Source organism: Chryseobacterium rhizoplanae (assembly GCF_900182655.1).
Lineage (GTDB): Bacteria > Bacteroidota > Bacteroidia > Flavobacteriales > Weeksellaceae > Chryseobacterium > Chryseobacterium rhizoplanae.
Genome location: NZ_FXTC01000001.1, coordinates 430,388 through 450,816, shown reverse-complemented (window position 1 = coordinate 450,816; position 20,429 = coordinate 430,388). Strand labels below are relative to the sequence as shown.

Here is a 20,429-nt window from a genome sequence, read left to right as displayed (position 1 = left end):
AATTATTTTTTTTCTGTTGTAAAAGGTGAAGCAGGAAGCCCGCTTTTGTTTTTAAGATTGCCGTCCGGGTTATCTGCCCAATCGTAGCGTACATTGACAGGGCTTGTAACCTGATCATTCCATACCATCACTTTATTTCCTTTTGCTTCTGCTTTTGCCCACTGGTAGCTGCCATTTTTCTGCTGTATAGCAAAACCTGTAAGGCTTCCCTGTACCAGATCATCCGTTCCGGGTTTAAAATATAGGATAATGGTATTTCCTTCTGTTTTCATCGACTGATAAACGGGTCCGTCAGCAATGATTTTTTTGCCTTCACCAACTTTCAGGGCCTGTAAAGCAAGCCTGTCACCCACTGTTTTTTTATTTAAGGGATGAATGTCATTCCATTCACCCAAATCAATGGCTACAGCAAGTCCCGTATAAGGAACATTGAGGGAAACCTGTCTCTGCTGCTCTCTCAATTCTGCCCAACCACTATCCAGAGGTTCATCTTTTTTCTCCATAAAATTAGCCAGCTGTACAATCAGGAATGGCATATCTTTTTTGTTCCATTTTGAACGCCAGTCTGAGATCATTGTCGACAACAAATCTCCGTATTCTTTTGGAACTCCTGTATTGCTTTCACCCTGATACCAGATAAATCCTTTGATTTTATAATTGATCAGCGGATTAATCATCGCATTGTAAAGCCCTACCGGTTTCCAGCGGATAAATGTTTGTCCGGGAGCCATTTTTTCCATTTTTGCTCCTATTTTATATTTCCACTCACCTTTAAGGTCTGTTTTTTGTCCGTCGATTTCAAAATAATACGGTTTATCAGCAATAAACTGTCCTTTTCCGCTGCCATTAATGACTCTTACTGTAATGATATTTTTTCCTTCTTTTAAAACACCCTTCGGAATGTCATACCAGCGTGGCGGATATTCATAGGTTACATTTCCTACTTTAATTCCGTTAATGTAAGTAACATCAGCATCTTTTATTCTTCCCAGATTTAAAAATGCTGTTTTCTGGTCTGCACCTTTAGGAAGAATAATTTCTTTACGCAACCATACCGAACCATCAAACGGACCTTCCTGATCTTCCCATGATCCCGGAACCATCAGGGTTTTCCATCCGGAATCATTAGCGTTATCTTTTTCCCAATGCTGATTGAAGCCAATATCACTCTGATCCAGCTCTGCATACCATGCTTTGCTTAATGATCTTTCCTGGGATTCTGTAGATTGTATCAAATCATCGTTTTTCCATTTTTCTGCTTCAGCCAGGTATTCCGGATATTTTTTCAATGTTTTTTCATCCATCCAGGCCTGAACCGGAGAACCTCCAAGACTGGTATGAATGATTCCTACAGGGACTTTATTTTTTTCATTCAGTTCTTTGGCAAAGAAATAGGCAACCCCAGAAAAATCAAGTATCGTCTGAGGATTTGTACTTTCCCACTTCCCACCGTCAAGATCATTTTGCGGAGTTTTAAAATTGTATTTCTGAGGAACCGTGAAGAATCTTATATTCTGATTATTGGCATTTTTAATTTCATCTCCATACAGAGGTACCAGCCTTCGCATCGGAAGTTCCATATTGGATTGTCCTGAAGCTACCCACACATCACCAATAAGAATATCTTTAAGAGTGATCTCATTAATTGACATGGTATATGGGCCGCCGGCATTAAGCTTTGGAAGCATAAGAGACCATTTTCCATTTTGGTCTGCTGTTGTATGATAAGCTTTATTGATAAAATTAACCTTAATTTTTTCTCCTGCATCTGCATATCCCCAGATCTTCAGGTCCTGATTTCTCTGGAGAATCATTCCATCTGAAACCAAAGCAGGCAGCCTTACTTTTGCATGAAAACTGCAAGTGGCTGCAAGAAAAAATAATAAGTATAGAATTCTGTTTTTCATGGGAAACATCTGTTTTTAAATTTGGTTTCAGCTTTATTTCTTTTCGTAATTATCTGTCAGTAAACGCAATTCAATGACTTTAGCGGTCATTAGTTTTTCTTCTGTCAGGAATTTCACCGTAAGATTTTCTTTATTCTTTTCCGAATCCGGTATTGGAATGACCAGATATTGAGGTAAAGTTCCAGACTTTCCTTCCAGATTTTGAGTCATTATTTTTTTACCGTTGATCTCAATATTCAACGTACGGCTGTTATTGGCATCAAAATACAGCAGGTAAAGGAATGAAGCATTTTTTCCGGTATTTTTCATCTGGTAACTGAACCAGCCTTTGGCATCACGAAAATGACGATCTTCCATATATCCTGTACCGGAATCTTTGCTTTCTATAAAATGATCGGATTCCGGCTGCTGTTCGCCCAGCTGGATCTTATCTGCGGTGATCATATCCAGCTTTCTGGTTTCAGCTTCTTCTTTTGCTCTTTGCTTCAATGTATTTTCTATTTCGTTTTTATCAGCCTGTGGCCAGTACAGAATATATCTTTCTGCCTGAATACTGTAAAACGGCACAAGATCTAAACCTTTCCCGAATTTTTCTGACGGATAAAGCCCTGTAACGGCAAAGTTGAGCGGTCCATTGTTCGAAGGCTTAACATGATTGACAACCTCGGAAGAATTCCCAAGGATAACTGGAATTTCGTTTAAAGGGATCTGCGGACCATGAGCAATATGGCCTCCTCTGCTATCGTCCGCGAGAAGTCCCTGTTGGTTTTCGGTTCCGTATGTTGCGGCAAGCACTACAGGCCCGTATTTAAATGCATAATAATTGGAATGGTCAGGCAGCTGTTCTGCAGAAAGATGCATCGGTAGAATCATTTTTACAACATCTCCTTTTTTCCATTTTTTAGTCAGGGTAAAATAACCGTCAGAACCACGCTGTACTTTTTCCTGTTTTCCGTTGATCAGAATCTTTACTTCTGAAGGTGTAGTCCATTCCGGGCATCTCAGTTTTAAATCAAATTCTGACTTCCCTGCAGCATCAAAGATCAAAGTTGTTTCAGGGACTTCCGGGAATTTATTGACCTGGCGGAGCACTACTTTTTGCTGTTTCCATGTCAATGTGGAAGGGATAAACAGGTTTACATATAAATCCTTATCCGACCGGGCATAAATCATTTCCCCATATTTGGCGTGATTTTCCATTCCGGATCCTACACAGCACCAGAAGCTGGTCTGAAGCTGTGAATACACACGGTAGTGCCCGGGACGCATTGGCGTAAAGTACACGAAGCCTCCCTGTTCATGATTTTCCGTGGAAAGGATATGATTGTATAGTGCTTTTTCATAATAATCAATATAGTAAGATTCAGGAAGGGTTGCATAAAGCTCTTTAGTGAGTTTGAGCATATTATAGGTATTACAGGTTTCCGGACCTTCAATACTTTTGATCATGCTGCTGAAATCATTGACTGGATTAAAATGCTCACTGACACTGTTACCCCCAATAACTGAAGATCTTTTCTCGGTAACGGTATGCCAGAAAAAATCAGCGGCATTACTCCAGGACGGATTATTTTCAAGATCGGCAATCCGTTTGTATCCGATTACTTTTGGAATCTGTGTATTGGCATGAAGTCCTGTAAGCTTATCTTCTCCTGATAAAAGAGGAGTCAGAATTGTCTGATGGGAGAAGCGGTGAGCCAGTTTCAGATATTTCCGGTCATGAGTGATCTCATAAACATCTGCAAAAACTTCATTGAGTCCTCCATGTTCACTGCGCAGCATATCCTGTATCTGTTCATCAGAAAGGCCTGATACTTCATTCATCATCCAATCTGTGAGTCTGATCAGCATTGTTTTTGCTTTTTCACTTTTCGCATACCAATAGGCATCGCGTAATCCTGAATACAGCTTATGAATATTATATAAAGGCACCCACCGGTCATTCAAACCGAAGCCTGAAGCGCGAATATTTCCCTGTTTAATTTCTTTCCAAATTTTTTTTCCATCAGGAATTCCTGATATATATCCATCCGGAGAGGTATTCTGGCAGCGTGCCAATTCACTGATCATATAATCAATTCTCTGCTGTATTGTCTTATCTCCTGTAGAGGCGTACATCAGAGATAATGCGGAAATATAATGTCCTCCTATATGACCGTCCAACCCTGTATTTTCCCAATTGGGATAATTATTTGCTTTGGGTTTCAATCCGGCTTCTTTAAGATAAGGTGCCAATAATCTATCCGGTTCCAAGGCCATCAGGTATTTATGATCCGCCACCATAGCCTTGCTGAAAATGCTCTCTGATAATCTGACATTTTCCAAAGGGAAATAATGGATTTTTTCCTTCACCTGAGCTGAGGTAAATGAGGCAAAACATAATAAAATAACTGAAAGTTTCGGGGCCATTATAAATGTTAATTCAACATTTCTAAAATAAAGGAAAGATTCAATATACGAAACATTTCCTGAGCCTATCTGACTTATTTTTTCATTTAAAACTTTCTATAAAGCCCTGAAAATAACAAAAAACACACTACCTTATCATAAAAAATAAGATAATTAATTGACAGAAAAACAAAACCTTAAAATCATATGATTCCCTATGAAAATGAACTCAGGATATGTTTTGGCAAAAATTTCAACGATATAGCAAATACCTTATCGTATTTTTAACGTTAAGTCCCTTTTCTTGATTATTATCAATATTCATTTTAATTTTAACACAATTTTAACATTGCATTCATGTATGATTAACCTGATTTCAGTGATATTTTCCGGTTTTGATGACGGTTTTACCTCCCAAAATATCCTTTAGGAATAATTTTAATGAAATAAATCACCCGGATTTAAAAGTGTAAGAATCACATTTATATAATATCGTATCTATAAAAGCTTTACCTTTGTAGTAAAATATAAAAGATGACTGAGGATTACTCTCAATATCCCAAACACCTTGTTGCCGTTGACTGTATCATTTTCGGTTTTGATGGCGAAAATCTAAAAATCCTTTTGGTAAAAAGAAATTTTGAACCGCAGATGGGCGAATGGTCCCTGATGGGTGGTTTCGTTGGCAGTGAGGAAACCTCGGATGAGGCAGCTAACAGGGTTCTGTGTACATTGACCGGTCTTGAAAATATTTATCTTGAACAGCTGAAGTGTTATACTGAAATTAACCGTGAGCCAACAGCCAGAATCATGTCTATTTCCTATTACGCACTGATCAATATTGAGAAAGATATTCAGATCAATGAGCAGTACAGTGCAAAATGGGTTGAACTGCAGAAAGCGCCTGACCTTATTTTTGATCATAATGAAATGGTAAAGGATGCTGTAGCCAGGCTGAGGAGAAGAGCTTCCACTGGACCTATCGGGTTTGAGCTTCTTCCTGAAAAATTTACGATGAAGGATCTTCAGAATCTTTATGAAGCTATTTTTGATGAAAAATTTGACAAACGGAATTTTACCAGCAAGATCAACAGTATGGATATCCTTGTGAATACCAACAAAAAGGACATGACCTCGTCCAGAAAAGGATCTTTTCTTTATCGCTTTGACGAAAAAAAATATAATAAAAAAATCTCGCGGGGATTTATGTTTAAGATATAATATATAAAAAAGGATGCTGAAAAAGCATCCTTTTTTATGTGAAAAGTCAATTTTGCTTCGCCAGTCAATGGTGAATTTTTAAAAATTGACAATGAAACGAATTCACTATTGACCATTCACTTTTTCATATTCATTTACCAAAACCTTACATACAAAGCTGTCAGTAAAAGCAGTGTCATCACAATCAAAACTAAAGTTCTGTTGTCTACTTTAAACATCGTAGCATCAATGGCAAAAGCTTTAGGATTAATTTTCGGACCTGCAAGACTGATCAGGATCATGGCGATTATCGTGATAAAGAATGACCATCCCATATTGATGAGGAAAGGAATCTCGGTAATGGTATGCACCACTCCATTTTCCAGTTTTTCATAAGTGAAAGCAGTATACATCCACGTCTCTTTTCCGAAAATTTCTACCGCAAAGCTATTGAAGAAGATCGCAAGGACAAAGCCTAAGATAACTCCTACCAGAGCCGCCGTACCGGTAGTTCTTTTCCAGAACATGCCCAGAAGGAACATGGCAAAAACTCCAGGACTAATAAAGCCTGTATATTTCTGAATAAATGTAAAACCTCCTTCACCACCAATTCCTAAAACGTCTGTCCAGGTGAAGGCCAATGCAGTCATCATCGCGATAATAATTACCCAGCGGCCTGTTCTCACCATCTGGATTTCGGTAGCATCTGTTTTAAGGTATTTCTTATAGATATCCAATGTAAAAATGGTTGAGATACTGTTCACTTTTCCTGCCAGCGAAGCTACAATCGCTGCCGTTAACGCTGCAATGGCCAATCCTTTCAATCCTACAGGCAAGAACCCCAGAATTGCAGAGTATGCCCCGTCTTTCACTCCGTTGAATCCCGGAAGATGTCCTTTGGAATATAAAACGTAAGCCGCGATTCCCGGAAGCATTACGATCACAGGCATGAATAATTTCAGAAAACCTGCAAACAGAATTCCTGTTCTTGCCGTTTTCAGATCTGCACCCAAAGCTCTCTGGGTGATGTACTGATTACAGCCCCAATAGTTCAGGTTAACAATCCACTGACCAGCAAAATACATGGCCAGACCTGGTAACACCACATACTTCTGTACATCCAGATTCTGAGGCATTGCTAAAGTAGTACTGGTAGTTGTAGGTTTTTGAAGAATAAGCTTAAAGTGCTGCGGAGCTTCATTGATCAGGGTATTGAAGCCTGCCAGCGCATTTCCTACAGCCGCTCCGTTGATTCTCTGGTCTACAATCTGTAGCGCCATATACACCGTTGCAAAACCACCAATGATAAGAACTGCCACTTGTATAACGTCTGTATATCCTATCACTTTCATTCCTCCAAGACCGATCAATAGTGCCATAAGCAGAAGAGCGATCATAATCCCGTGAAGATGTTCTCCTCCCAATAAAGTATCGATGGCAAGAGCTCCAAGGTAAAGAATGGAAGTAAGATTCACGATAACATACAGAAACAGCCAGAAGACTGCCATAATCAATGAAACCGATTTGTTATACCTTCTTTCCAGAAACTGGGGCATGGTATAGATCTTATTTTTAAGATAAATCGGAATAAACCAGACCGCAATAATGATCAGCGCAAGGGCAGCGATCCATTCGTAAGCGGCAACAGCAATTCCGACAAAGAAACCTTCGCCACTCATCCCGATAAACTGTTCAGCAGAAATATTGGAAGCAATTAAGCTGGCTCCGATCGCCCACCAGGTCAAAGATCCTTCCGCCAGGAAATAATCTTTACTTCCTGTAGATTCAGATTTTTTCTTTTTATAGATCCATAGTCCGTAGGAAGCTACCACTACGAAATAGATCAGGAATATGATAATATCAATAGTTGCTAATTTTCCCATGGTTTAGTTTTTAACGGAGAATTTATAGATGGTTTTCGACTGGTATTTCTGCCCCGGCTTCAGTTCTGTAGAAGGAAAAGAAGGCTGGTTCGGTGAATCCGGGAAATGCTGTGTCTCTAAGCAGAATCCTGTTCTGAATTCATTTTTACCACCGGTTTTAGTATCAAACTTTCCGTCAAGAAAATTTCCGGAATAAAACTGTACTCCGGGTTCATCTGTGAAGACTTCCATCAGTCTTCCTGTTCCCTGGTGATACACTTTGGCGATGCTCCTCAGACCTTTTCCGTTCAGGATCCAGTTATGGTCATACCCTTTTCCTTTTTTCAGCTGATCGTCTTCTGCACTGATATCTTTTCCGATCGATTTTGAAACCGTGAAATCAAAAGGAGTCCCTTTTACAGCTTTCTGTTCGCCGGTAGGAATCAAAGTTTCATTGACCGGAAGGAATTGATCTGCGTTAATTTGCAACTCATGGTCGGTAATCGTTTTAGTAAAATTTCCTGACAGGTTAAAATAAGAATGCTGAGTAAGATTTACCACTGTAGGCTTATCGGTTTCTGCTTCATAGGAAATTTCCAAGGCATTATCGTCTGTAAGCGTGTAAAAAACAGTTGTTGTTAATTTTCCCGGATATCCCTCTTCACCGTCTGCACTGGTGTAAGACAATTTCAATGTCGGAAATTTTGCATCCTTTATCTCTTCAATATTCCAGAATCTGGTATGAAATCCCTCTTTGCCTCCATGAAGGCTGTTGGGGCCATCATTTTTATCGATTTCGTATGCTTTACCTTCCAGTGAGAATTTTGCGTTGGCAATTCTGTTGCCATATCTTCCGATCAAAGCCCCGAAATAATACGGATTGCCATCGAAATACCCTTCAGGTTTTGTAAAGCCAAGGACTACATCCTCGTATTTTCCGGTTCTGTCCGGAGCGGTTAAGGAAGTGATAATTCCTCCGAAGTTGATGACCTCAACTTTCATCCCGTTTTTATTGGTCAGCGTGTATTTTTTAATAGAATCGCCTTTTGGCGTCACTCCATAGTCTGAAGTATGTACATTCTCCATTTTTCCTGAAATATCCTGTTTGTTATTTTCTTTTCTACAGCCGAAAATAATTAAAAATAATAAAATAAAAATGCCATTATGTGTTGCTTTTTTCATAATTATTTACATATTTTTTAAAATTAATTAACGATAATACATTTCATTCCAACGAAGTGTATTTTTAAAATCACGCATTCTGGTATCTTCATCAATGACTAATGATTCAATCCCTGCTATCTCAGCAAAATCCTCCAGCTGTTCTGCTGAAATATTTTCACTGTAACATGTATGGTGTGCGCCTCCAGCCAGTATCCAGGCTTCTGCGGCGGTATATAAATCAGGAAGAGGTTTCCATAAAACCCTTGCTACCGGAAGTTTTGGCAGCTCTTCTGTAATTTCCAATGCTCTGGTTTTGTTGATCAGCAGCCTGAAATGGTTTCCAAAGTCCATCAGTGCAGCGTTCAGAGAATCAATGTTTCCTCTGGAGTTAAAAACGAGACGAACGGGATCTGCTTTTCCTCCGATTCCCAGCGGATGGATCTCACATGAAGGTTTTCCGGCTGCCAGCACAGGATCTACTTCAAGCATATGAGAACCTAAAATGGAAGGATTGGAAGGATCCAGATGATACGTATAATCTTCCATAAAGGCATTTCCTCCTTCAAGGCCCTGCCCCATTGTTTTCATGGCACGTACGAGTGCTGCTGTTTTCCAGTCTCCTTCGCCTGCAAATCCGTAACCTTTCTGCATCAGTCGCTGTACGGCAATTCCCGGCAGCTGCTCCAGTCCGTGAAGGTCTTCAAAGGTATCTGAAAATCCTTTAAATCCTCCGTCTTTTAAAAATTTTTCAAGTCCCAATTCAATTTTTGCAGCGGTATGAAGTGAACTTCTGTTGGATCCTCCTGCCAAAAGAGATGCTGCCATGTGATAAGAAGACTCATATTCTTCCATAAGGCTTTTTATTTCTCCTTCACCTACTGAGTTAATAACCCCTACAAGATCACCGATTCCCCAGGTATTGACCGAAAAGCCGAATTGGGTTTCAGCTTCCACTTTGTCACCATCTGTAACGGCTACAAATCTCATATTATCTCCGAAACGGGCAAATTTAGCTCCCTGCCAGTCGTCCCAGCCTGCAGCAACACGGCTCCAGTCGCCAATCTGCTTCTGAACCCTTTCTTCTGACCAGTGTCCTACCACTACTTTCCTGCTCTTTCGGAGTCTGCTTACCATAAAACCGAATTCACGGTCTCCGTGAGCTGCCTGGTTAAGATTCATAAAATCCATATCCATGGTAGACCACGGAATATCTCTGTTGAACTGGGTATGCAGATGCAGAAGAGGTTTCTGTAAAATTTTTAATCCTCTGATCCACATTTTGGCGGGTGAAAAAGTATGCATCCATGTGATGATTCCTATACAGTTTTCTGCCTGATTGGCTGCTGCAATGGTTTCAAATATCTCTTCGGTAGTTTTTACCGTTGGCTTTACAATAACTTTTACCGGGATGAAAGAAGATTTTTCAAGTTCTGCCACAATTTTTTGTGAGTGGTCTGCTACCTGCGCCAGTGTTTCAGATCCGTATAAATGCTGACTTCCTGTGATGAACCAGACTTCTTTGGTATTGAGGGGTGTTAACATAATTTTGTTGATCGTTAATAGTTGTTGATGTTGAAGTATTTAGTGTTTAAATTCCTGTCCGTAGTAGGCATTTTTGCCGTGCTTACGTTCATAGTGTTTTTTGATGAGTGAATCTTTCAGACGTTCTGCATCAGGATTGATCTGTCTGGTGAGATAAGCCATTTCGGCAATGGTTTCCAGAACTTTGCTGTTGTAGACTGCTTTTTCAGCATTTTTCCCCCAGGTAAACGGACCGTGATTGCCGATCAGAACCATTTCTACCTCTTCCGGAGAGAGCTGTTTTTCTTTAAAGCATTCCAGAATCTGGATTCCTGTATTGTATTCGTAGTTTCCCTCGATCAGTTCATCCCGCATAGGCGGAGCGCAGGGAATATCTGTCGTAAGATGGTCTGCATGGGTGGTCCCGAAAACAGGAATATCCATTTGTGCCTGTGCCCACGCCACGGAATAGATCGCATGAGTGTGGGAAATTCCACCGATATTTTCCCAGTTTTTATACAGATAAGCATGGGTCTTGGTATCTGAAGAAGGTCTGAGCCTGCCTTCAATGACATTGGCATCAAAGTCTAAAATCACCATATCTTCAGGCTTTAAAATGTCGTAAGGGACACCGCTTGGTTTAATGGCAAAAATTCCTTTATCACGGTCTACAGCACTCACATTCCCGAAAGTATAGACCACCAGCTTCAGCGCATCCAGCTGCATATTGGCTTCATAACATTCTCTCTGGAGTTCTTTATAAGTATTCATTTTGAGTATCATTCAAAAGGTTAATATTCAGGAGTCCTGAAGTTCTTTCCTGTTGTTTTTCAGCTGGGTATTGTATTCTACAAAATCAGCGAGCTTCTGGTATTGCTGCATTAATTCTCTGTAGTGCTGTACTTCTTCCGCTTTCGGCTGGTATTCCGCTTCAAATCCGGAGCCCATTTTCATGCTTGCTTCCTGAACGGTAGGATAAATTCCTGCTGATACAGCTGCATAAACAGCAGCTCCCAAAGCAGGAGTTTGATCTGAAGCAGCGACAACAATCGGCATATCCAGAACATTAGCAAGGGTCTGCATGATAAACGGCGATTTCCTTGCTACTCCTCCAATTCCGATCACTTTGTTGATCTTCACTCCTTCGTCTTCAAAACGGTCAACGATCTTTTTAGCTCCAAAGCAAATGGCATTCACCAAAGCTTTGAAAATATGGGGCGCTTTTGTTCCCAGAGAAAGCTGACTGATGGCTGCCTTAAGTTCCTGGTCTGCATCCGGTGTTCTTCTTCCGTTTACCCAGTCCAATGCAATCGGAACGGTATCTGAAAGAGGAATTTTTTCTGCTTCAAGGGTTAATTTTCTGATAAGTCCTGTCTCCATTTCTTCTGCAAGCTTTGTTTTCTGTTCATCTGAAATACTTTCGGAGTGCATCATAACCTGTTGAACCGGCCACATCAGAATATCTTTATACCATGCCAGCACATCTCCAAAGGCAGACTGCCCTGCTTCAAGCCCTACCAATCCGGGAATTACAGAGCCGTCAACTTGTCCGCATATTCCTTTTACGGTTGTATCTCCGATAGCTTCCTGTGAGGCTACCATAATATCACAGGTAGAAGTCCCCATGATCCTGATCAGTGTATTTTCTTCCACTCTGGCTCCCACAGCTCCTGAGTGGGCATCAAAAGTTCCTACGGTAATGATAGTTTTGGTGGTAAGACCTGTTTTTGCAGCCCATTCTTCATTCAGGTAGCCGGCAATTTCATCTGAAGTATAGGTTTCTCTGTATAATCTTGCTCTGAGTGCCCCCAGAGAAGGATCTAGCCTATTGAGAAATTCTTCGGAAGGCAGACCGTCCCATGACTCATGCCACATGGCTTTGTGCCCTGCTGCACAACGGCTTCTTTTAAAGGTGGCCAGGTCTTTATGATCTGATAAAAGGAAAGTCAGATAATCACAGTGTTCCATCCAGCTATAAGCTGCATTTTTTACTTCTGCATCTGCTCTGCTGATATGCAGTATTTTAGCCCAGAACCATTCTGAAGAATAAATACCGCCTTCATATTTTGTATAATCTTCACCACCCCAGGTTCTCGCAAGGGCATTGATTTCTTCGGCTTCCCGAATCGCGGTATGGTCTTTCCATAAAACCATCATAGCATTGGGATTTTCTTCAAATCCCGGAACCAGGGCAAGGGCTGTTCCATCATTGGTTACAGGAAGCGGTGAAGATCCTGTAGTATCAATACAAATACTGACAATCTGTTCTGCCGGTATCCCGCTTTCTCTTACTACTTCAGAAATAGTCTTTTCCAGTCCTTCGATATGATCTGAAGGATGTTGTCTGAAATTATTGGCTGAGGGATTACAAAATTTACCTTCTTTCCATCTCTGGTAGTAGCTGACTGAAGAAGTTATTTCAGAACCGTTTTCAGTATCAATAAGGACGGCCCGTACGGAATCTGTACCATAGTCCAGCCCGATAACATATTTTTTCATGGTGGTGAAACGTTTTTGATTGTTGAGATTTTAATTTCTCCTGATGAGATAAAAACAAATATAAGATTCTATTTTAAATAAATGTAAAAAACACACTTATTTTTTATAAGTACATGTATTACAGTTTATTAAATTACTTTCACCTTTAAAACCACTAAAGAATTAGCCGGGATTTCCGTTGAAATTTCACCATTTTTGGTTTCGGAATTCTCCTCTTTTGGTTTTATGGGTTCAGCATCGAAACTATTTTCAGTAGAAAGCTGTGGTGCAGACAGAAGGATTTTGGTTATTTTTTCACCCATTTTCAGAGTTCCGGGTTTGATATTAACCGTTTTGGCTTGAGTATCAGCATTGACGATTTTAATAATAATCTCCTTATTTTTAGCATCTTTTACTGCTGTAGCGTATAATTTTTCCTGGCCGGATACTGCTTTTCCGTTGCTTTCTATTTTCAATACATCTGTTCCTTTATTGTTGGAGAATAATTTCTGAACATAATAGTTCGGGGTTGCATAGGATTTCAGATTATTGAACCAGATAAGGTCAGGTGTCCACTGCCAGCCATCAGCATGGGCAAAAAGCGGTGCATAGGAAGTCATATACACCACATCTGCATTTCTTTCAAGACCGGTCATAAAAGCGGCTTCCGAAAGGGCGGTCAGCCAGTTATTTTTATTATCGGGTTTTACCACACCTACAGACTGAGCGGCATATTCCCCGGCAAAAACTTTTGGTCCGGAACGATCATAATGGTCATATCTTCCGGCATTTTTCATAAACCATTCGGGTGAGTTGTAATAATGTTCATCTACAATCTGTGCATTAAGCTGCTTCAATTCTTTCCAGCCATATTCAAAGAATTCGCCATCGGGTGATGGTCCGCTTCCTGAAATAATCTTAATGTCCGGATATTTTGCGTGAATGGCTTTTTCAAATACTTTATAATGTTCAATATAATCTGCACCCCACTGCTCATTTCCTACTCCGATAAATTTTAAATTAAAAGGCGTTGGATGTCCCATTTCAGTTCGGATTCTCCCCCATTTTGTTCCGGAATCTCCGTTGGCAAATTCAATAAGGTCCAGAGCATCCTGAACATAAGGATCGAGATTTTCCATTTTCACCAGCTCGGCGGTATTGAACTGACATGCAATTCCACAGCTCAGAATAGGAACAGGTTCTGCGCCGAGATCTTCGGAAAGCTGGAAATATTCAAAAAATCCCAATCCGAAAGACTGCCCGTAATCCGGGGTAAGACGATGCGGAAACCCTGTACTCCATTTATTGATGAGGTATTCACGGTCTGCCACATTTCCTATTGTTTTTTTCCACTGGTATCGCTCTGCCAACGTTCTTCCTTCGACAATACAGCCTCCCGGAAACCTCAAAAATCCGGGCTGTAAATCATATAATTTCTGAACAAGATCTTTTCGTAATCCTCCTTTTCTGCCTTTCCAGGTATCCTGAGGGAAGAGGGAGATCATATCCATGTTCACAATACCGTTTCCGGTAAATGTGATCCGCAGTTTTGCTTTTTCAACGGTTTTCGGTGCTTTGAAAACTGCTGTATACTTCTGCCATCCCTTTCCTTTTATAAGTGTGGAAACTGAAGAAATTTCCTTCCCGTTTTCATCAACAAGACTTGCATTTACCGCAGCAATATTTCCTGAAACATTCTCCAGATCAAAACTGAAATCATATTGTTCTCCCTGATGAAGGCCTATTCCTCTGAATCCTTCATTTTCGAGAATATAATTTTTATTGTTCAGAACGGTAATTCTTGCGTAATTTTTATTGGTTTTGGCAGGGTCGGAATAAATGGTCAGAAACCCGGAATCAAGATTGGGGGAAAGCGTTTTTGTATTAGGCTGTTTCCATCCTGTAAATGGTTCATCAAATTCAAAACTGCGGTTTTTAATCAGTTCCGCATATAATCCGCCATCTGCTGCAAAATTGATGTCTTCAAAGAAAATCCCGTACATGGTAGGCTGTATTTTAACAGGTACTGGGCTCTCTTTCAGATCCAGATTAAAGGTACGGACCGTATTATTCTGAGCCGAAAAAAAAGCAGCACTGAGGGAAATAGCAATGGAAAATATTTTATTTTTTGTTGTCATAGATCGTATGTTTTGAAAGCTACAATAGGGTTGCAATGGGTCTCAATTGTTCCGGATCAGTTTTTTATTTTACTTTTAACGGAATAGTTTTTAGGCCGGCATCATCAGAAGTTCCGCCATAAAAAATGGTATAGTCGCCGGGTTTCGAAACCAGATCATCAGCTTTTTCATCATAGAAGGCAAATGAGTCTTTGGAAAGGGTCAGCTGAATATTTTTTGTTTCTTTAGATCTGATTAAAGTCCTTTCAAAAGCTCTTAACGTTTTTACCGGTGCCTGGGCATCATTATTTCTTTTGATATAGACCTGAACCACTTCTTCACCATCCTTTTCTGAAACATTGGTTACCGGAATTGTGATTGTCACATTTTCATTAACACTAATACTATTCTTGCTCAGTTTTGAATCCCCATAAACAAATTTGGAATAGCTCAGTCCATGTCCGAATGCGTAAAGAGGCTTTTCTGCCATATAACGGTACGTTCTCCCCTGCATATCATAATTTTCAAATCCTTCATGTTTGCTTGTCTTTGAAAGAGCGTTGTCCAGCTGTTCCAGGTTTTTATAAAAAGTAATGGGTAATTTTCCGGAAGGGTTATAATCCCCTGCCAAAACATCTGCTACAGCCGTTCCTCCGGATTGTCCACCATACCAGGCATTTAATAAAGCATCGTAATTTTTCTCATCCTGTTCCAATCCCAGAGCACTTCCGGTGCAAAGAACAAAAACAACAGGTTTTCCTGTTTTTCTAAGCTCCGCCAACAGGTCCCGCTGGACTTTAGGAAGGGCAATGGAAGTTTTGTCACCTCCTTTGAAGCCTTCTGCATTCACCATCATCTCTTCACCTTCCAGGCTTGGAGAAAGTCCGCCTGCAAAGATAATGACGTCTGCATTTTTCACCTTTTCTCTTACCGAAGCAAAATTAACAGGGTCTTTTCTGTACACTTCAAAAGTGATACTCACATATTTCCCTTTTTGTGTATGACGCAGTTCTATCTGGTATTCTTTTCCTTTTTCCATTTTTACAGGAAACTCTGAAGGATGTCTTGCATCCGGTCCTTTTCTAATGGCGATTTCTTTTCCGTCCACGAAAAGGGTATAGATATCAGAGGTAGACGCAGAAAATATAACATCTCCTGTATAAGTACTTTTGAAAACCCCTGAAATGATCCCTGAGGTGTTTTCTCTTCCTACATTGGGTGCAAGCTGGGTTCCTCCAAAGCTGTTGTAGCTGATGGCGGTGGAATTTACGGAAGTATTGGCCGGTTGACCCTTGAATTCATTGTTATTGAAGAACTCTACTTTCATTCCTTTCGCGCCGTTTTTCTGACTGATGAAATTCTGATAGAGTGACGTTCTGGACGAAGGATCTGTGACTTCACTTCCTTTTTCGTAGATGATTTCAGCATTCGGGAATTTGGTTTTGATTCCGTCTAAAATCGTTACAATGGAAGAAGGAGTTCCGTTATAATTTCCCAACTGCATCAATCCGTCATCAGCATTCGGACCTACGACTGCAATTTTTTTAATACTTCTGTTGAGAGGCAGAATATTCTTTTCGTTTTTCATCAGCACAATTGATTTTTGTGCCATTTTCAGTGCCTGTTTTTTATGCTCTTCAGAATTGACCACAGAATATGGAATGGTATTCCAGTGAACGGAAGATTTCGGATCAAGCATTCCCAGCTCAAACCAGCCTTTCAGGATTCTGCGCATTGATGCATCGATATCTTTTTCGGTAATCAGTCCGCTTGCAAGAGATTTATTCAGATTGTTATAGGTATCTCCACATTCCAGATCTGTGGAATGTTTCAAGGCATCTGCTGCGGTTGTTTTTTCATCGGGATGGGTGCCATGGTATTTTTTCTGAAAGAAATCGGCCAGAGCCCAGCAGTCTGAGACCACCATTCCGTCATACTTCCATTTTCCACGGAGAATTTCAGTAAGCAAAGTATTGTTTGCACAACATGGCTGCCCGTCAAAAGCATTGTAAGCACACATTACTTCTCTCACATTTCCTTCCTGAACCAACGCTTTGAAGGCGGGAAGGTACGTTTCATACAGATCTCTTTTTGAGATTTCTGCATTGTAAGAATGGCGGTTCCATTCCGGTCCGCTGTGTACCGCAAAATGTTTGGCACAGGCATGGGTCTTAAAATATTTGGGATCGTTTCCCTGCAAGCCTTTTACTGCAGCAATACCCAGAACAGAGGTAAGATAAGGGTCTTCACCATAGGTTTCCTGACCTCTTCCCCATCTTGGATCACGGAAAATATTGATATTGGGGGTCCAGAAGGTCAGTCCTTCATACCGTCCTGTTTTTTGAGCTTCATCAAAAGACCTGTTGTATTTGGCCCGTGCTTCATCAGAAATCATTTCGAAGGTTTTAAAATGTTCCGGAACATCCCATGTGGCTGCCATACCGATTGCCTGAGGGAAAACTGTCGCTGTTCCTGCTCTTGCCACCCCATGGAGTGCTTCATTCCACCATCCATAGGCTGGAATTTCCAAGCGGGGAACTGCCTGGGAATTATCCATCATCATTCCTATCTTTTCTTCTGTTGTCAGTAAAGAAAGAAGGTTCTCTATTCTTTCATTTACCGGAAGATCCGGATTTCTGAATGGATATTTATAATGGCTCTGGGCAAAAAATAAAGGGGTCGCCAGCGTTGCACATAGGATTGATACAAATCTTTTCATAGGTAGTATGGTTTCAATAAAGTCTTAAAACATTTGTGGATTCTGCAAATAATGATTTTAACCACGGATTTCACAGATCTTCACGGATAATTATGTTTTCATTCTTATTTTATACAAATTGCTCGTATCATTGAGCAGCAATGCACTAAAAAGCAAATATAACGTTCTATTTTAAATAAATGTAAATAATACACTTAAATTAAGGATAAATCCTACTTACTTTTGGTTTTCATCTTCCCAATTGTCGAAATAAAGCCACCATAAGCAACGCTCATGATGGCTTCGGATTCAATTTATTCTTTGACAAATTTTTGTTTCACTACCGTATTATTTTTTTGAGTAACCTCAATAAAGTAAATACCGGCAGGCATATCAGACACATTGATTTGATTTTTCCCCGAATTTATTTTCAATCCGGCTCTGATGACACTTCCTCTTCCGTCAAAAATGGTGGCAGCAGCTTCTGAAAGATCAGAATCAATGAAAAGATCTGCTTTTACCGGATTAGGATATATTTTCACTTCTTGTTTTTTGGATTCAGCAAGAATATTTCTGGCGCCTAATGATCCAAAATTTAAAGGAAGAACATTGGCAGAATAGGTATTTTCTTCTGTAAGATATGCTTTGAAAGATCCTATTGCAGGCTCACTTCCGGCAGTTACTTTATAGAAGCCTGTTACTCCATTTTCTGTTTTCAGCACATAAGCATTGGCAGGAACTTTAATGCTCTGATAAACTCCATTCATTTGATTGACCGTGATTGCTTTGGGTGTGGAAACATTTCCTGAACCGTTGAAAGTAATATTTCCTGTAGCATTGATGATTACCGGAGTATTTGCAGGAATGATCCCGTTTGAAATTGCGGTACAGTTGATATTGTTTGCATCCGGTGACATCATATAAGCAGTAACTCCGGAAGGTATATTAGCCTGAAATGGCAAGATAAGGACGTCATAACCATTAAAGGTACGGCTGTAAGAAGCGGTATTGGCTGTAAAGTTAAACGGAACCTGAAAATCCATACCCTGACCGGAAAGGACAAGATTTGAACAAGCTGTCCCTGAAATCACATTATTGGCAGATGAACTTACGTTTGAATTCACATAATAAATGCTGTTAGAGTTAGCACTCATAGGCTGCCAGGTATTGGAGGAAGTAACTCCTGCTGCATTTCTGAAGTCTACAGAAGTGTAGTAGCTATTTTCCATGGCATCCATCAGATAGCTGTCGCTTGCAGAATAGGTACCTGCGAATTTAGAAGCAATTTCATTTCCTACATTGAAATAAACATCACCCAGATTAAGGGTTAGTACAGAACTGTAATTGGAATTTCTCAGTCCTAAAATTCCTTTGCATCCGTCTGTAAGAATCTGTCTTGAAATATCGAATGTGATATCGAAATTTCCTCCCTGCGGAAAATTAATCTTTCCGTAATTATATGATTTCGTTATGCCCTGACTATTGATATAGTACAAAGTAGTATTGTCCGAATAGCTTTGTCCCGCCGTTGTATAGCTGTTTACATGCAGGATCAGTTTATTATACCTGTCATTAAGCTGAAGATATCCGTTAGCAGCAGTCATATTATTGCTGATAAGAGGACTTGGATTGGAGAACGTCACCGTTGTATTGCTGATATTGAATCCTGTCCCAAAAGATGTACTGGTAGCTGTTTGTGTTTCCATTTTATTATAATGAATATCACCGCCTGTCATCAGAGAAGCAGGTCTGTCGCCACTTTTATTAAAAACAAAAGTCATGACACTGGAAGGGCTGATATCAGCAGTAGGCCGGAATGTTGCCGTATTCAAAGAAATAGGTGTACTCACCATATTGGATTGTGTATTGGTCAGGACTTTTGTTCCTGAAGTCGTATAAAAAGGCAGGTCAACTTTCAAACTATACGTATTCTGAGAAGGATTGATGACCATAAGAACGACCTGATTTCCATCCTGGGAAATATAGGAAGAGCCTTGTAAAACTCCGGTTTTGTCATCCCATTTGGCTTCTATTCTCGTCTTTCCTGTTGTATACTTGGCATAATGTGAAAGAATATAGCCTCTTTTGGTCATTACGCCTGCAGGGGTTCCGTAAGTTCCATCGCCCATTAAACCATAATAACGTTTTGCAGAGTAATGGATCCAGGCATTGACATTACCCAATAATGCATTGTTGACACTGCCGGCGAAAGTAAAAGCATCCGTATTCCAGCTGAAATCACGGGCCGGCTGGGTGGATGAAGAGTTCCAGTTGATCAGATATTCTGTCTGCCAGATTTCTTTGTTATAATTCTGAAATTGTTTGTAGGTGGACTGCATAAGCCCATATTGATGCCCGCCATACACTTCAAAATTAGCCATTGCCGAAGGGTCAAGCAAAGCACTGGCAAAATTATCCGTAAATCCCACACTTTCCGGGGCAATCACTTTACAATTGATAAGCTGCCCATAATTTTTGATAAAATTGGTAATCTGTGCAGGAGTCCAGATGCATCCCTGATACTGGGCCATCTCATCCGGTTCATTTTGAATGGAGATATAATCAAGATCAACTCCGTTGTTCTGAAGATAGGTAACAAAACTGTTAAGATAAAGCGCATAATCCTGATAATTTTCCGGTTTTAAATATCCGATCTGCTGTACTCCGTTAGCGTCAGTGTAAACAGCATTGACATGGTTATTGGTTTTCCAGGCTGCCGGCATAGTCCACGGTGAAGCAAAAATGGTAAGCCCCATAGATTTGGCAAGCTGTGCTGTTGCCAGTACAGAACTCCAGTTGCTGCTGTTCTCGGGAATATACAATCTCATAATATTATATCCGCCTTCACTGGAAGCGCCCCAAAGTGTCTGAATTTCTGAGGTAGACATATGGTTATAGGCAAACTGGGGACTGCATACAAATCCCCCGAACCCTTTTATTTTTTGATAAGATATATTCTTATCAATTTTTACAGTGGTAAGCTGTCCATGTGCCAGACAACTGAAAAACAATATGGAATGAATGCTGACAAAATTTAAAAGTTTTTTCATAATGGTTTAGTTTTAAATATTCGTGAGTTTGATTGAAAACAATT

Annotated in this window: 11 protein-coding genes; 1 reads left to right on the top strand and 10 read right to left on the bottom strand. The window is 40.2% G+C overall.

Annotated elements, in window-relative coordinates; translation table 11 throughout:
- Positions 1-2: 2 nt before the first annotated feature.
- Together FN817_RS01965 and FN817_RS01960 are read right to left on the bottom strand one after the other, a co-directional pair.
- Entirely contained in the window at positions 3-1,907 is a 1,905-nt protein-coding gene (locus FN817_RS01965) for a sialate O-acetylesterase (protein ID WP_142716489.1), read from the bottom strand.
- Between the two features lie 33 nt (positions 1,908-1,940).
- Complete coding sequence (locus tag FN817_RS01960) at positions 1,941-4,316, bottom strand: glycoside hydrolase family 127 protein (protein ID WP_142716488.1); 2,376 nt, start codon at positions 4,314-4,316, stop codon at positions 1,941-1,943.
- A 513-nt stretch (positions 4,317-4,829) separates the two neighbouring features.
- Between FN817_RS01960 and FN817_RS01955 the strand changes: the two genes are divergently transcribed.
- Positions 4,830-5,516: an NUDIX hydrolase gene (locus FN817_RS01955; protein ID WP_047422617.1), complete on the top strand. Its 687-nt coding sequence runs from the start codon at positions 4,830-4,832 to the stop codon at positions 5,514-5,516.
- Positions 5,517-5,650: 134 nt separating this feature from the next.
- Here FN817_RS01955 and FN817_RS01950 read toward each other — a convergent pair whose 3' ends face one another.
- From FN817_RS01950 to FN817_RS01915, 8 genes are all read right to left on the bottom strand, one after another.
- Complete coding sequence (locus FN817_RS01950; protein ID WP_142716487.1) at positions 5,651-7,378, bottom strand: sodium:solute symporter family transporter; 1,728 nt, start codon at positions 7,376-7,378, stop codon at positions 5,651-5,653.
- Between the two features lie 3 nt (positions 7,379-7,381).
- Positions 7,382-8,539 (bottom strand): aldose epimerase family protein, encoded by a 1,158-nt coding sequence (locus tag FN817_RS01945; protein ID WP_142716486.1) that lies wholly within the window; start codon positions 8,537-8,539, stop codon positions 7,382-7,384.
- Positions 8,540-8,566: 27 nt separating this feature from the next.
- Positions 8,567-10,063 (bottom strand): L-arabinose isomerase, encoded by a 1,497-nt coding sequence (gene araA / locus FN817_RS01940; protein WP_142716485.1) that lies wholly within the window; start codon positions 10,061-10,063, stop codon positions 8,567-8,569.
- Between the two features lie 39 nt (positions 10,064-10,102).
- The gene (locus tag FN817_RS01935; RefSeq protein ID WP_002978734.1) at positions 10,103-10,813 is read right to left on the bottom strand and encodes an L-ribulose-5-phosphate 4-epimerase; all 711 of its coding nucleotides are present in this window, start codon (positions 10,811-10,813) and stop codon (positions 10,103-10,105) included.
- A gap of 27 nt (positions 10,814-10,840) precedes the next feature.
- On the bottom strand, positions 10,841-12,541 hold the full coding sequence (locus FN817_RS01930) for a ribulokinase (protein WP_142716484.1): 1,701 nt from the start codon (positions 12,539-12,541) through the stop codon (positions 10,841-10,843).
- Between the two features lie 128 nt (positions 12,542-12,669).
- Complete coding sequence (locus FN817_RS01925; RefSeq protein WP_142716483.1) at positions 12,670-14,658, bottom strand: alpha-L-arabinofuranosidase C-terminal domain-containing protein; 1,989 nt, start codon at positions 14,656-14,658, stop codon at positions 12,670-12,672.
- Positions 14,659-14,722: 64 nt separating this feature from the next.
- A complete protein-coding gene (locus tag FN817_RS01920) occupies positions 14,723-17,356 on the bottom strand; it encodes a glycoside hydrolase family 3 C-terminal domain-containing protein (RefSeq protein ID WP_142716482.1) in 2,634 nt (877 codons plus the stop codon).
- 293 nt (positions 17,357-17,649) lie between these two features.
- The gene (locus FN817_RS01915; RefSeq protein WP_142716481.1) at positions 17,650-20,385 is read right to left on the bottom strand and encodes a T9SS type A sorting domain-containing protein; all 2,736 of its coding nucleotides are present in this window, start codon (positions 20,383-20,385) and stop codon (positions 17,650-17,652) included.
- Between the last annotated feature and the right edge of the window lie 44 nt (positions 20,386-20,429).

Bases quoted from the DNA above. Each gene is read 5' to 3' on its own strand.
- FN817_RS01930 (WP_142716484.1), bottom strand. From the start codon at position 12,541: ATGAAAAAATATGTTATCGGGCTGGACTATGGTACAGATTCCGTACGG.
- FN817_RS01955 (WP_047422617.1), top strand. From the start codon at position 4,830: ATGACTGAGGATTACTCTCAATATCCCAAACACCTTGTTGCCGTTGAC.
- FN817_RS01920 (WP_142716482.1), bottom strand. From the start codon at position 17,356: ATGAAAAGATTTGTATCAATCCTATGTGCAACGCTGGCGACCCCTTTA.
- FN817_RS01935 (WP_002978734.1), bottom strand. From the start codon at position 10,813: ATGAATACTTATAAAGAACTCCAGAGAGAATGTTATGAAGCCAATATG.
- FN817_RS01965 (WP_142716489.1), bottom strand. From the start codon at position 1,907: ATGAAAAACAGAATTCTATACTTATTATTTTTTCTTGCAGCCACTTGC.
- FN817_RS01915 (WP_142716481.1), bottom strand. From the start codon at position 20,385: ATGAAAAAACTTTTAAATTTTGTCAGCATTCATTCCATATTGTTTTTC.
- FN817_RS01925 (WP_142716483.1), bottom strand. From the start codon at position 14,658: ATGACAACAAAAAATAAAATATTTTCCATTGCTATTTCCCTCAGTGCT.
- FN817_RS01950 (WP_142716487.1), bottom strand. From the start codon at position 7,378: ATGGGAAAATTAGCAACTATTGATATTATCATATTCCTGATCTATTTC.
- FN817_RS01960 (WP_142716488.1), bottom strand. From the start codon at position 4,316: ATGGCCCCGAAACTTTCAGTTATTTTATTATGTTTTGCCTCATTTACC.
- FN817_RS01945 (WP_142716486.1), bottom strand. From the start codon at position 8,539: ATGAAAAAAGCAACACATAATGGCATTTTTATTTTATTATTTTTAATT.
- araA (WP_142716485.1), bottom strand. From the start codon at position 10,063: ATGTTAACACCCCTCAATACCAAAGAAGTCTGGTTCATCACAGGAAGT.